This is a genomic window from Candidatus Zixiibacteriota bacterium, assembly GCA_040756055.1.
In the GTDB taxonomy this organism is placed as follows: Bacteria; Zixibacteria; MSB-5A5; order GN15; family FEB-12.
Genome location: JBFLZR010000005.1, coordinates 179,000 through 193,088 on the forward strand (window position 1 = coordinate 179,000; position 14,089 = coordinate 193,088).

The 14,089-nt window shown below is 51.6% G+C and carries 12 protein-coding genes; 10 read left to right on the plus strand and 2 right to left on the minus strand.

What is annotated here, in order from left to right:
* Window positions 1-52: 52 nt before the first annotated feature.
* From AB1483_10745 to AB1483_10755, 3 genes are read left to right on the plus strand one after another with little or no spacing between them, the layout of a single operon-like run.
* Window positions 53-2,122: a hypothetical protein gene (locus AB1483_10745; protein ID MEW6412930.1), complete on the plus strand. Its 2,070-nt coding sequence runs from the start codon at window positions 53-55 to the stop codon at window positions 2,120-2,122.
* A 12-nt stretch (window positions 2,123-2,134) separates the two neighbouring features.
* The gene (locus AB1483_10750; protein ID MEW6412931.1) at window positions 2,135-3,424 is read left to right on the plus strand and encodes a DUF5723 family protein; all 1,290 of its coding nucleotides are present in this window, start codon (window positions 2,135-2,137) and stop codon (window positions 3,422-3,424) included.
* A 15-nt stretch (window positions 3,425-3,439) separates the two neighbouring features.
* The gene (locus AB1483_10755) at window positions 3,440-5,209 is read left to right on the plus strand and encodes a M6 family metalloprotease domain-containing protein (protein MEW6412932.1); all 1,770 of its coding nucleotides are present in this window, start codon (window positions 3,440-3,442) and stop codon (window positions 5,207-5,209) included.
* A gap of 80 nt (window positions 5,210-5,289) precedes the next feature.
* Here the strand turns inward: AB1483_10755 and AB1483_10760 are convergent, their stop codons facing one another.
* Window positions 5,290-5,502 (minus strand): zinc-ribbon domain containing protein, encoded by a 213-nt coding sequence (locus AB1483_10760; protein MEW6412933.1) that lies wholly within the window; start codon window positions 5,500-5,502, stop codon window positions 5,290-5,292.
* A 223-nt stretch (window positions 5,503-5,725) separates the two neighbouring features.
* Entirely contained in the window at window positions 5,726-7,390 is a 1,665-nt protein-coding gene (locus AB1483_10765) for a hypothetical protein (protein MEW6412934.1), read from the minus strand.
* Between the two features lie 144 nt (window positions 7,391-7,534).
* Between AB1483_10765 and AB1483_10770 the strand changes: the two genes are divergently transcribed.
* The 7 genes from AB1483_10770 to AB1483_10800 all read left to right on the plus strand — a co-directional run bounded on the left by AB1483_10770 (window position 7,535) and on the right by AB1483_10800 (window position 14,089).
* Window positions 7,535-9,277 carry an ATPase, T2SS/T4P/T4SS family gene (locus AB1483_10770; GenBank protein ID MEW6412935.1) on the plus strand — a complete coding sequence of 581 codons (1,743 nt, stop codon included), beginning with the start codon at window positions 7,535-7,537 and terminating at the stop codon, window positions 9,275-9,277.
* Entirely contained in the window at window positions 9,255-10,466 is a 1,212-nt protein-coding gene (locus AB1483_10775; GenBank protein ID MEW6412936.1) for a type II secretion system F family protein, read from the plus strand. Before AB1483_10770 ends, AB1483_10775 begins: the two co-directional genes overlap by 23 nt.
* Before the next feature lie 84 nt (window positions 10,467-10,550).
* Window positions 10,551-10,967: a prepilin-type N-terminal cleavage/methylation domain-containing protein gene (locus tag AB1483_10780; protein MEW6412937.1), complete on the plus strand. Its 417-nt coding sequence runs from the start codon at window positions 10,551-10,553 to the stop codon at window positions 10,965-10,967.
* A gap of 13 nt (window positions 10,968-10,980) precedes the next feature.
* Complete coding sequence (locus AB1483_10785; GenBank protein ID MEW6412938.1) at window positions 10,981-11,457, plus strand: prepilin-type N-terminal cleavage/methylation domain-containing protein; 477 nt, start codon at window positions 10,981-10,983, stop codon at window positions 11,455-11,457.
* Between the two features lie 12 nt (window positions 11,458-11,469).
* Window positions 11,470-13,086, plus strand: coding sequence for a pilus assembly protein PilM (gene pilM, locus AB1483_10790; GenBank protein ID MEW6412939.1), 1,617 nt, complete (start codon window positions 11,470-11,472; stop codon window positions 13,084-13,086).
* On the plus strand, window positions 13,083-13,646 hold the full coding sequence (locus AB1483_10795; GenBank protein MEW6412940.1) for a hypothetical protein: 564 nt from the start codon (window positions 13,083-13,085) through the stop codon (window positions 13,644-13,646). The genes pilM and AB1483_10795 overlap by 4 nt, the downstream gene beginning before the upstream one ends.
* Window positions 13,643-14,089 (plus strand): hypothetical protein, encoded by a 447-nt coding sequence (locus AB1483_10800; GenBank protein ID MEW6412941.1) that lies wholly within the window; start codon window positions 13,643-13,645, stop codon window positions 14,087-14,089. The genes AB1483_10795 and AB1483_10800 overlap by 4 nt, the downstream gene beginning before the upstream one ends.

Here is a 14,089-nt window from a genome sequence, read left to right on the forward strand (position 1 = left end):
TTTGCAGTCTCCCCCGTTGGACTAAAAGGAAACATCTAACCGTGGGGATACTATGGATAGACGTCGAACGAGAAGAGGCAAACCGGAGCCGACCAATTTCTGGCAGGGCTTCCTCTTCAAATTTTCAAGCCGACTATTTATTGGGATAGTAGTCATTGTGGTCTTCTTGACCCTCGCCCAGTGCACTGTCAAGAGCCCCGAATCACCAACCTGGAACACTACGTTCGTAGTTCCGGTAGTCAACCGCACCTACACCATGGAAGAACTGGTCAGCAAGGTTGACCAGGACGAGATATTCATCGACACCAACGGCAGTGTCGCCTTTTCAATCGAAGAAGATATCGACACTGTGCAGCTCAATGAAGACGACTTCTCGGTGCCTGATCTCAGCTATGATCTTTCCGAAACGCTCGGACTGATTGAAATAAGTACGCCATCGGATGAAATCTCGGTTATCGATATCGACTCATTGATGGCGGGTTTTCCGGTTGTACCCGGCTTCGACACGATAATCGTGCCGGCCAACACGGAGCTTTCCGCCGACAACAACCGCAAACTCGACTCGTTTACGTGGGCCGAAATCGCCAGTGGAAGTATCCAGGTCAATGTTACCAACCGTCTCGGATTGACGCTTTATGATGTTGTCGTGCGCCTTATCGACGCGCGTGCCGGGGTTACTATTGACACCGGATATTTTACTTTGCCGTTGAACCACAACGAAGAAGATTCGCTGGTGATATCAGTGGCGGGTAAGAATATATCGGACAGTGTTCAAGTGACTGTCTTCAGTCACTCTGATCCGATGCAGGATATCCACATTGCCCCGGTTGGTAAGAGTATCACCACCGAGGTCAGTTTCAGGGAGGGAATTCTGGTTACCGCAGCTATGGCCGAGGTCCCCGAACTTGAGGACCTTCCCTTCTCGCAGAGAGTCGGGTTGGATATCGATGCTTCCGAGACCATAGACACGGCGCGCCTCGCCGGCGGAGAGCTGGAACTGGCTGTCACTAACAACACACCGCTGCCGGCGACTCTTGATATCGCTGTGCCGAACCTGGAGCTGTCCGGCAATTCTCTGGCGATTTCGAGACAAATTTCCGCCGGACAGACGCTTCTCATCAATCAGAATCTGGCGGGATATGACCTTATACCCGAAGGTGACTCGGTCGATGTCGTCATAGTTGCGCATCTGCCCGGTTCCGGCGGTCAGTCGGTTATCGTTCATTACACCGACAGTTTCAGCGTCAATGCCGCCCTGATCAACCTAACCTTTAACAGTGTAACGGGTGTTTTCGACAATACCTCGGCGGCCTTTGAAGATATCCACGAAGAGCTCGATGTACCTGATGGTTTTGACAATGTCGGTTTGGTTGCGGCCTTCCTTACCCTTCGAATCGAGAACGGCGTCGACATGCCGGGTCATCTGGACATCCAGCTTTCCGGTGACAATGGCAAGGTTTTGAATATTTCCGGGGATATCGAAGCTCGTGGCGACGACTTGTACCGGGTGAGCGACATTACTAACGATGATGTTGCCGACTTTTTGACACCTCTGCCCTCGGCTGTAGATATATCCGGGTCGGTTGAGTTCGGTGATGGAAGTTATCACGGAACGATTACGGCAAACGATTATGTTTTCGCGCGGGTCAGTATTTACGCCCCTCTCGGTGTGAAGCTTTCCGAGGCCGAGATAACCGATCTCGATGTGGAGGTTGAAGAGATCGAGCAGGATGATATCGACGCGATTACCGACCATGTCATCAATTCCCGGTTCATCTATAGTATAGCCAACCACCTTCCTCTTGGCGTTACCGCGACAGTGCATCTCAGCGGTGATTCGGTATCGCTCTATACGACTCCTCAGTTGACGCTGGATACGCTCAGATGTGAACCGGCGCCGGTGTCGCTGGTCACCGGAATCGCCAGCGCCGAGGCTATCAGTTCAGGAGAGATCGTGCTCGATAGCACCGACATACAGATTCTAAAGAACGAAATGCTCTATATCAGGCAACAGCTCTTTCTCAGTGGCTCCGATACGGCCGGTGTCCTGCTTACAGAGAACGACTACATAACCATCAACGGACGTATCGAAGTCGAGTATCGCTTCGACGGCGAGTTTTAAAAGGAGCCTATCATGAAGAGCATAGTACTTAGCGATAATCGTCGGGGATGGCTCAGTTTTAGCCTGGTAACGATTACCATTGTTGTTGCCCTGTTTGCCCTGATCATCCAGAACGCAAACGGCCAGGGGATATCATCGGCTCGTAGCGTGGCGATGGGCTCGGCGGGTATATCGCTTGCCAGCGGCGCCGATGCCGCCCGGCTCAATCCCGCCAACCTGGGCTTCGCCCAGTATCAGTTGAAGGGGGTCGAGCTGGTAGGTGTGGGAGCCAATATCTCCAACAATTCCTTCACGCTCAGTGATTATAACAAATATACCGGCGCGTTTTTAACCGATGAAGATAAAGAATACATCCTTGATCGCGTGTCCGATGACGGTCTCAAACTGACGGCCGAAGCGGAGGCCACCGCCCTCGCGATAGCGATGGGACCCTTCGTGTTCGGCGTCGCCGGTAATGGCGTTGCCGATGTCAATCTCAACAAGGACATCATCGACCTGATCCTTAACGGCAATACCTTCGCCGATACCATCGAGGTCACCGGTTCTTATTCAGATGTTATCGCATACGCCTCGGCCTATTTGTCCTATGGCCGCTCTCTGTACAAATCGGGCTCGCGGGAATTCGCGGTCGGGGCCACTTTCCGCTATCTGCGAGGCTTTGCCGTCGAGCAGGTGGTTGAACTTCGGGGAATCGCGGCGACTTTCGCCACCGGATTCATGGGCGAAGGCAACATGGTTATCCAGACCGCTACCGGCGGCTCGGGTTACTCGGTTGATCTCGGGGCCGCGCTCAAGCTCAACGATAACTATACCGTTGGCGGCAGAATCAGAAATTTCGTCAGCGCCATCAAATGGACAAAAGACACCGAAGAGCACGGCTACTATTTCAGCTTCGATACCATGACGGTTGACAACATGGACGAAGACTATGTGGTATCCGAAGACTATACCGAAGAGATAGGCAGTTTCACTACGAATCTACCGTCCGTGATGACGCTGGGCGTCGCCAAGACTTCAGGAAAGCTTCTGTGGGCAGTCGATTGGGAACAGGGATTCAGCAGTGAAGTCGGCGGCACCACCAAGCCGCGCATATCAGCGGGCGCAGAATATTCCATCGTCTCGGCTTTTCCGCTTAGAATGGGCTATTCGGCGGGTGGCAATCGCAATAGCGCTTTCTCGTTCGGGTCCGGATTTCACCTGCCCTATTTCTTCGTCGACTACGCCTTTGTAACCGGGAGTTCGCTGTCAGGCTATTCGTCGAAGGGGCTCAATTTCGCTGTCACAACCGGACTGTATTTCTAAGCAAAGGGAGTTGGAATGTACCGCGCCGTTCGAACCAGATTTGCCATAGCCGTGATATCGGGGATGCTGCTTGGGGTCATGGTGCTTAGCCAGAGCACGGCAGCGGCCCCGCCGCATCCGGAGCTGCTTGAGGCGACCGCGCTCGAGAAGAAAGCTCCAGCCTACTTCATGACACACCAGGCCGATCTCAGAAGCGCGGGACTCGAATCCGGCCCGGCAAGTTTTGACCGCAAAGATGACAAACAGACCACCCTCCTGAGCCTTTCGCCGGAGGTTATGGGGTCCTTCAATGTGCTGGCGATATTGGTAACTTTCTCCGACAAACCGGCAGCCACCGGCGCATCCTATTTTGATGACCTGCTGTTCAGCACCACCAACGTCAGTGTCAGGCATTATTACCGGGAGGCATCGTACGCCCAGCTCGACATAGTCACCGTCAATTTACCATCCTCGCTGGGATGGGTGGGCGCTCCGCAGACGTACGCGTATTATGTTAACGGTGAAAACGGCGTGAACCCCGACAGTTATCCTAACAATGCTCAGAGATTGGTGGAGGACCTCGTGTCCATTGTCGACGGCTCGGTCAATTTCTCCCGCTATGATAATGATAATAACGGCTTCGTCGATGTTTTGATGGTCGTTCACGCCGGCCCGGGCGCCGAGTTTACCGGCTCGGATGACGACATGTGGTCGCACCAGTGGCAGATCACGCCGCGAGCGACCAATGATGGTGTTTATGTTTCGAACTACACAATGCAGCCGGAGTACCTGCTGGCCGCCGGCGACATGACCATCGGCGTCTTCGCCCACGAACTGGGACACGCCTTCGGACTGCCCGACCTCTACGATACCGATTACAGCTCAAACGGTATTGGCTCCTGGGGCATCATGGCTTTTGGAAGCTGGCTCGGTCCACGTGGGCTCGGTGAATTGCCGGCCGCTCCGTGCGCCTGGAGCCGCATCCAGATGGGCTTTAATCAAGCCACCAATGTAACCAGCAACGTAACGTCACAGACGATCTACGATGTCAAAAACGCACGCGACATCTATCGTCTCTGGACATCCGGGGCAATCGAGAACGAGTATTTCCTTGTGGAGAACAGGCAACGAACCGGGTATGACACCTACCTGCCTTCGGACGGATTGCTTATCTGGCACATCGACGATACCCAGGACGACAATGACAACGAGTGGTACCCGGGGCTTAATCCGGCATCGCATTATCTGGTCGCTCTCGAACAGGCCGATGGATTGTTTGAACTGGAGAAAGCAGCTGATGCCGGAGACGGAAATGACCCGTTCCCGATTTCCGGAGTGGCAAGCTCGTTCAACGCTCTGTCGGCCGTGACATCAAGCTCATATACGGACGGTAACTCGTACGTCTCGGTTGAAAACATATCACCTTCGGGAGATTCCATGACGGCTGATTTCTATGTTTCATTTTCGGGCAGCTATGAAGGCGATACCGAAGAAGACGATGATGCCGAAGATTCGGATATTCTCCCGACTTCGCTGAGGCTGTCTCAGAATTATCCCAACCCGTTCAACCCAACCACGACTATTTCATTTTATTCCCCGGACCCCGGTTATGCCGTTGTGGACATTTTTGACATCCTCGGACGACGAGTACAGACATTGCTTTCCCGCGATATTGCCGCCGGACAGACGGAAATCCAGTGGGACGGAACAAACAGCTCCGGCGGTTCGGTCGCTTCGGGAATATATCTGTGCAAGCTGGAGATGAACGGTCAGAAACAGCTAAGAAAGATGATACTGGCTCGATGACGAGAGCTCAATAGATGTAACTATCCGCAGTACTCCCCTACTGTACAGCAATACCCCGGCCACGATTGGTCGGGGTTTTTTTAATCAGGATACTCGTATTGAGGATGTTCGACAACCGGGTGGTTTTTCTGTTCTCGCATCGCCTTCTTATACCGAGTATGGCAGGCCTTACAGCGTTTGGGATCTTCCGTGTACCCTCTTTCCGCGAAGTACTCCTGTGCGGCAATAGTGAAGACAAACTCTTCGTTGCATTCAGTACAGATTAAGAACTTCGGCACGAAACCGTCAGTCATTAATCCCCCTCTCGTGTGAATGGACTGACTAATCCCTGTCAGACTCATTCTGGTAGTTGCTCTTTAACTATGTTAATTGATAGCCGGATACACAAATACTGTCAACAAAAAAACCGGGACAAAACTGTCTGTCATTTTTTTTGGCCGACAAACCGGAGCGATTTGGTGGTATTCCATCCGAAAGAGTAGTACGGTGGTTGAGTTATTTTTGAGGCGACGGAAATTACCAGAACGTCGACTGCGCCTGGAAATATTGATGGGTACCGATTGATAGTTCCCACTGATTCTGATCCGAGAAGGCCAGATCGATTCGAACGATATTCTTGGTGGACTTTTCAAAACCTATTCGTAGTCCGACTCCCACGCTGGAATGCATGCCCTTCAAACTGATCTCTTCGTCATCTTTCCAGACATTTCCGAAGTCGGCAAAGGCCACGGCGCCGAAGAGGGCCGACAGTATCTTGATGTTGGTGAAGAACCGACTCTCGACATTGAGCACGGCACGTCGATTGCCGGTCTTGAAGTATTTGTCATAACCCCGAATCCCGGTATTGCCGCCAAGGATAAGGTTGTTTCGCCCTGAGGCATCCCAATCCGACAGATAACTCACGTTAAGGGCCAGTGTAACGACGCCATTGACTCTGCGGTAGTAACGGCCTATGAATTGGGCCATGTGCCTGAGTTGTTTATCAGTATAGAACCACAGATAATGGACGTAATCGAGGCGCAGCAGATTTGAACCATCAGCCGTATATCGCGAGATCATGAATCTGGCGAGATCGTATTGATGCAGCTTGAAGTCGGAATTGAAGGCTCGTCCATACTCGGCCTGAGCGAAATAGCCGACAATAAAATCCTCGGTATACGCAAAACCGTCAATCTTGCGCATCTTCACGTAATCGAATTTGGAGGCTTTTGCTTCGAGCCCCACATAGTGGAACAGTGAATCGTCGGCGAAATTGCTCCGGGCAAGAAGGCTGTCCTCAGGCGCGGTTGAAAATATCGTCTGCTCTGAATTTCGTTCGTAACGATACTGATAGTTTACCTGTAGTCGCAACTTTCGGCTGTGGTCGCCAAGGCGGTAGGCATAGCTGGCGTCGAACTGATCGCCATCGACGTAAGACTCTCCGATCCTGATGGAATCGTTATATACGTCGCGTCGACCGCTGTAAGCGCTCAGAACACCGCTGAATGCCGTGTGTTGGCCGAGGTCGTAGAAAGGTCGGCCGAAGCTGAGGCTTTGGACTTCGGCGACAGGATTGTTGCTGAACGTCAGGCCGACTTGATAGGGCTTTCCCAGCAGGCGATTTTCGAAGAACTTCGATTCCACGTAATCGTCATCATCGGATTGAGAGTAATAGTACAACGACAGGAATTGATTGTTGCCGAGGAAGTTTTTCTCCTCAACGCCAATCTGCCAGCGGGTTTCGTTTCCCTCACGACTGTAATTTACGCCTCCCGAGAAGCTCCATTGGTCCACTGTCACCACCCGCAAAAGGAGGCTTCCATCGGGTAGTGTCACCGGTTCAATCCAAGCATCGTAAACATTCAGACCGTTACGAATATTGCGGGCGCTTTCTTCGGCCAGTACGGCCGAATAAGGGTCTCCCTCGCCGAGCAAGAGCTCCCGCTCTATAATGTACTTCCTCGTGGTTATGTGGAGTTTATTGGCCAGTTTGAAAATGAAGTGACTATAGGACTCTTCGTCGGTATTGTAGACATTGCGGTTGTCTATCACGACGCTGTCAATTAAGACACCGTCGAAACTCGAATAATCCGTGCCCTCCAGCGGCCGATCGGCCGAGCGGGTTGCACTACCAGCAAAGGCGCATAAGCTCAGCACTAAAATGAAAAGGGAAATGTATTTACCTGTCTGGCGGGACTTCAAACGCTGCTCCAGTTTTGCTCAATTTAACAAAAAGACGTATCCTGGCAAGATTTTCTTCACCAAAATCATCTTTTTGACCCCTAAGGGATGTTGAATTAGCTCCGATAATATAATAACCGCAAAATCTTTAAACATTACGGGGTTATGGCTAAAAAGAAGATAGGCGATTTACTTGTCGAAAAGGGGCTGATAACCTCTCAGCAACTTGAGGAGGGACTACGCGAACAGGGAGCGCTCGGCAAGCGACTCGGAGAAGCCCTTGTCTCAAAGGGCTATATCACTGAAGACCAACTGATTGACGCGGTCTCGGAGCGACTCGCTATTCCAAAAATCAGCCTGTCCTCCATGGTCATCGACCCGCAAATCGTGCAGAGGGTAAATGTCGATGTCGCACGAAGGTACATCCTGATACCTGTTTTCGAAATCGGCAACACGCTCACGATTGCGATGGCCGACCCTCTCAATATTATCGCTATCGATGAAATCAAATACCTCACCGGGATGAACATAAAAAGGGCTATCGCTACCGCTACCGAGATCAAGGACGCCATCGATCAGTACTATTCGGTTGGCGACTCCCTTTCACACATAATGGGTACCCGCAATGAGGAGGTCGCCAAGACTCTGGACGGTATTTCATCACTCACCGATCCTCAGTCCGAAACGCCCATCATTAAGCTGACCAACCTGATCATTGCCAAAGCCGTAAAGGAAAGGGCATCGGACGTTCATATCGAGCCGGAAGAAGCCCGCCTGAGGATACGGTACCGTGTCGACGGTGTCATGCGTGAAGAGGCCGCGCCGCCCAAGTCGATGCAGAACGAATTGATATCGCGCATCAAAATCGCGGCCAATCTCGACGTATCGGAGAAACGCGTGCCGCAGGACGGGCGGTTTTTCATGAAGGTCGAAGGTCAGACGGTGGATCTGCGTGTCTCCACCCTGCCAACGATTCATGGAGAAAAAATAGTCATTCGCCTGCTCGACCGTCGGAATCTTCTCTTGCGGTTCGAACAACTCGGTTTCAACAAGCGCCTTGAGGAGCGGTGGAAGAATGTCATTTACAAGCCTGAAGGGCTGGTTTTAATTTCCGGACCAACCTCAAGCGGTAAGACATCGACGCTGTATGCCGCCCTGCAGGAAATCAACTCAATCGAGAAAAATATTATCACGGTTGAAGACCCGGTGGAATATTCCCTGCCCCTGATTATCCAGATTCAGATAAACGAGAAGGCCGGACTGACTTTCCCGTCGACCCTGCGCTCGATCCTCCGTCAGAATCCCGACATCATAATGATCGGCGAGATACGTGACGCCGAGACGGCGCAGATGGCCATACGATCTTCTCTGACGGGTCATCTGGTTTTTTCCACGATTCACACCAACGACGCTCCATCGGCTATAACACGCCTTGTGGATATGGGCATTGAAAACTACCTGGTCTCTTCCGCTATCAAGGGCGTACTTGCTCAGAGATTAGTCAGAGTGAACTGTCCGGAGTGCAAAGAATCCTACCGTCCACCGGATCCAATCCTGCATCGGGCGGGGCTCATGGATTTGGCCGACCACATCGATTTTAAGCGCGGGGTAGGTTGTCCCGCGTGCAAGATGACCGGATTCAAGGGACAGACCGGCATTTTCGAATTCATTGAAGTCAATCCGGCCATAGCCGAGTTGATAATAAGCAACGCTTCACTGAACCGGATCAAAGAGGAAGCGCACAAGTACGGCTACATACCTCTTTTTGAGATGGGTCTCGAAAAACTCACCTCCGGTATTGTTTGCCTCGAGGAACTGCTCAAGGAGACATCGAATGTCGATGTCTACCGCGATCCGAACGTCAAGGTGAAAGTGACCGATTCCGATGCCAACGCAGTTCAGATATAAGGCTCTCGATGAAAACGGGGTTCAGCAGAAGGGCACTCTGACAGCCGATAACGCTGAACAGGTTCTCGAGTATCTTTCGTCGCAGAATTTTCTTCCGGTCAAGGTTTCCGCCATCAAGGCTAAACCGTCGTTTACCTTTTTCGGCTTCAGCCGAGCCGACTATGAGAATCTTATTATCTTTACGAACAACCTGGCTACCATGTATCGGTCCGGCATTCCCTTGTTGCGGGCGCTTTCGATTATCAAAGTCGGGCCCGAGGACGGCAAGTTCAACCTCGCGCTCAAGCAGATAAAGTACAGCATACAATCGGGTAAATCACTATCGGAGGCCATGGGCGAACACGATGATCTGTTTTCCCGTGTCTATCGTAACAGTATCGCCGCGGGCGAAGAATCGGGTCGGCTCGAGGATATTCTCGACGAGCTTTCGACGATGATGGAAAAGGAGATGGAGTTGTCCCGTCTGATTCGGTCCGGACTTCGCTATCCTGCCATCGTGATCCTCGTCATAGGTATCGCCTTCGTGGTCCTTATGACTTATGTCATTCCGCAATTTGTTGATTTCTACTCATCTTTTGACGCGGAATTGCCCCTTGCCACCAGAATCTTCATCGGGACGAGTAACTTTTTTACCAGATACTGGGCTGTTTTGCTGGGCGTTTTAGTCGCGGCGGGTTTCGGATTTCGAAAACTCGTCAGCAATGAAAAGGGCCGTCTGTGGGTCGATAGCCGGTTGTTGAGATTACCAATATTCGGGCAACTGATCCTGAAAGGGAACGTGGCTCGATTTTCCATGATGTTTCGGATTCTTTTCCGATCCGGTCTGCCCATCATTCATTCGCTGCAGATTCTGGCCGACTCGGTTAAGAATGTGGCTGTAAGTCTTGAGATTAAACGGCTGGAAGAGCTGTTTCGGCGAGGCTCTGATTCCAATCTGATGGACGAAGAGTTCGAGTTCTTTCCTGATATGGCCAAGCATATGATTGCTATAGGCTTAGAGACAGGCGCCCTGGAGCGGATGCTTGACGAGCTGGGGACATTCTACTCCAAGGAGGTTCAGTATACCTCCCGGCACCTGACAGCTATTCTCGAACCGCTTCTGACCTTGGTTGTCTCCGTTTTCGTGCTGATTATGGCTCTGGCTATATTCTTGCCGATGTGGAACTTAATCAAAGTTTTTAACGGTTAGAGGGGGTTAAAAAAAAGGGCTTTTTTACCGATTTATAGAAGAGTAAACCATTTTAGAAACCAATTACACCTGCTAGGAGGAAGTATGTCTTTCAAAGCGAACCAGAAAGGTTTCACCTTAATCGAATTGGTCATGATCATCGTGATCCTCGGCATTCTTGCTGCTGTGGCCATCCCGAAATATCAGGATCTCTCGGGCGAAGCCAAAGAAGCAGCGGCCAGAGGCGCGCTCGGCGCCCTGCGCTCAGCCATCACAATCTATTATGCCAACCACGCTGTAATCGACAGTGCGCACTGGCCTCCGATAGACTCCGTGCGCGCGGCTATCATGGCACAGGGCGTTCCGAAAAATCCGTATTGCGCCGATGCCGATCATCCGGACTCTGTCGTTACCGGCGTTACCAAGGGTACACTCGTGGGCACGGATTGCGGATGGGCTTATCTGGCCGCCGATGGCGAGATATGGCTTAACAGCGACGTAGCTGGCGAGAACGAGTGGTAATAGAATAATTACCGTGACTTCATCGCATTCAAAATACAGTTCGGCTGGGGGCAAGCTCGTTCAGAATGGATTCACGCTGATCGAGCTTGTCATGATTATAGTCGTGCTCGGAGTTCTCGCGGCTGTTGCGGTGCCTAAGCTCGGCGACGTTACCGAGAGTTCCAAGATTACGGCTACGCAGAAAGAGCTGGCGACGCTCAAGGTTGCCATTGCGGGCAACCCCGACGCAATCGCCGGGGGGAAATATGTCGACCGTGGATTTGAAGGCGACGTTGGCTTTGTACCGTCTCAGCTGCAGGACCTGGTCAGCAGGCCGGACTCCGTGTCCGCTTACAATAAGTTGACCGCGCTCGGCTGGAACGGCCCGTATATCGACAGCACCGACGGCAATTATCTGAAAGATGCCTGGAACGTAGCTTATGTCTACCAACCGGCAGGTCGGAGAATCATTTCCGTTGGTGGTTCTGACAGCATTATTGTTGGCTTTTAGACCGGGGTTTATATGCTCAAACTGGATTTTTGGTCAAAGAAGAAAAACCCGGAAGGTGTGCCTGGCAGCCCGCCCAAGCCTGCCAGGCCCGCCTTTTCTATGACCAAGATCCGTCCCAAGAACAGCCATTTCCTCGGCACAACCGTATCGTTTTGCGTCGACGAACACGCTATTCAGATGGCGGCCGTTCGTCACGTGGGTAAATCCCGCCAAGTGCTCGACATCAAGAAAGAGTATTTCCCGAGAGGACAGAACGATGACAAGGCCAGGAAAGAAAAGCTGCTTCGAGAGATCGGTGACTTTGCCTCCAAATACGGGGGGCGTCGCGCCAAAATAACCCTGGCGGTCTCCAGCAACGAAACGACCTTCCGAAGCTTCCTGATGCCCAGGATGAAAAAGCGCGAACTCGACTCGGCTGTTCAGTTTGAAGTAAAAAAACAAATCCCCTTCCCTGCTGCCGACTGTGTTTATGACTATCGCCCGGTCTTTAGCATCGAAAGAGATGACAATGTCCGCTACAAGATCGGCCTGCAGGCAGCCACCCGCAGATATATACAGGAACAGCTCGAGCCGTTCGAGATGCTCGGGTTACCCGTAGTGCAGATTTATCATACTCAGGACGTCATCGGTCAGTTTTTAAAACACATCCCGAAGTTTCATGAGGACAAAAGTTACACTCTTCTCAATATCGGGTTGAAGTCTACGGAGATTTCGTTCTATAAAGGAGCGAATCTCGAATTCTCTCACGCTACGGCCGTCAGTTCGAACATGCTTGGCGCTCAGCCGGAGATGACAAAGTATGAGTTTTTCGCGGAATTAATCTCCAACGAAATCCAGACTTCGCTCGACTACTACGCCGGCCAGTATTCGGTCAGTCTTCATGATAAAATTTATGTTTATGGCGATCTTGCCTACAGCTCGGAACTGCTGGAACTATTGAACGCCAAGAGCGGAATTGAGCTGGAACCTTTACCAGTCGCAAACCTCACCGATCTCAGCACCAGGGACGAACTTCAGTCCGAGATTTTCCCGGTCTGTTTGCCGGTTTTGGCCGCCTCGACCTGTCAGATCGCCTTGGCCAACCTTCTCCCCCCTGAGCTTAGGACAGCACAACAGAAGGGTCGGGTCGGAACTTACGGCCGGATTGGTGTTGGTGTTTTGTTGATTTTGCTCGCCACATCGTGGGGAGTCGGTCGAAATGAAATCTCATCTCAAGAAAACCATCTGATTGAGTTGAATCGCCAAATAGCGGAATTTCAGAACTCGGAAGCGTTTCACACATACAATCTCATCAAACGGCGCATTGCCATGGACCAGTCCTACCTCAACCAGATAAAGGAATCCCCGAGCTATCTGGCCCTGAATCTGAAGGAGCTGTCGCAACTGACGCCGGGCCCCGTAAAGTTGCTTTATCTTGACTACAAGCCCGATGAGAAAGATCAAAACCTTTACCTTCACGGGCTGGTTATATCGGACGACATCCCCCCCGAACTGATTCTCGCCGAGTTCGTGGAGAACCTGTCGGCATCACCGTTCTATGAAAATGTTAAAGTCGTAAGGCACGTGAAAAAGAAGATCGAGGGCCACTTCGAGATAGACTTCCAGCTCAACATGAAGGGGGTTGCATGAACCGGCTGGTCGTCACTTATGCGTCAATCGCCGTGGCACTGTGCTGCCTGTGGTTCTTCAGCATTTATGCTCCCGGTATCAAGGAGCGGGAAACGCTCAGTCTTCAGATAGTGGACGCCGAAAAACGATTGGCGGATTTCCAGCAGACTATTGCTGACTTACCCCTATATATAGCGAAGCACAAGAGCCTGCTGGAGCTTCGCAACGATCTTAACTCCCGGCTGTACACGAAGAAGGACGTGCTGAAGCTGTTTGACAAACTCAAAGAGGAAGCTTCCGTTCGAAACCTCGTAGTGACCGACATTACACCGCCGGTTGAGGAGCTGCTGTATCTGAACACGATTATTCCGGATTCCGGACAGCCGCAGTTTCTCAATATCGGACTGATTATCGAGGGTGATTATATCAATTTCGGTAAGTTCGTGCAGACGGTCGAACAGGCCGACTACTTTCGCGGCATTAACAGTTGTAAAATGTACGGGCATGCCGACGACAAGAGCAAAATCACCCTTCATTTCGGTTTCAAGGCGCTTCTTGGAAGTTTCAAGGACGAAGTATGAGTGAGAGCACGCGAAAGAAGATTATAGCCGCGCTGATGGTTGCCGCGTTGATTTGGGGTTACAACAACTTTAAACCCGAATCGCCCCAGCCTGTGGAGAGGCAGCAAAGCGCCTCGGTTGCTCAGCCCGCTGCGCCAACCGCGCCTGCCCCAGCGAAACCCAAGCTTGTAAATGTCGAGCAAAAGTCAAAAGAACCGTGGGGTAGCGATCCTTTTCGCGTGGTGAAAGGTGCCGCCGCCCAGACGCATAGCCGCGTCTCTGCACTCAAATGGAAGCTGTCGGGCATTTTCTATAATAGTGACAGTCCTGTTGCCATCATTAATAACAAGAGGGTAAAAGCCGGTGACACTGTTTCCGAAGCAAAAGTAATCTCGATCGATAAAGAAACCGTTAAGCTCCAGTATAACGGGAACACTATGACGCTAACCGTTACCAAAGGATAG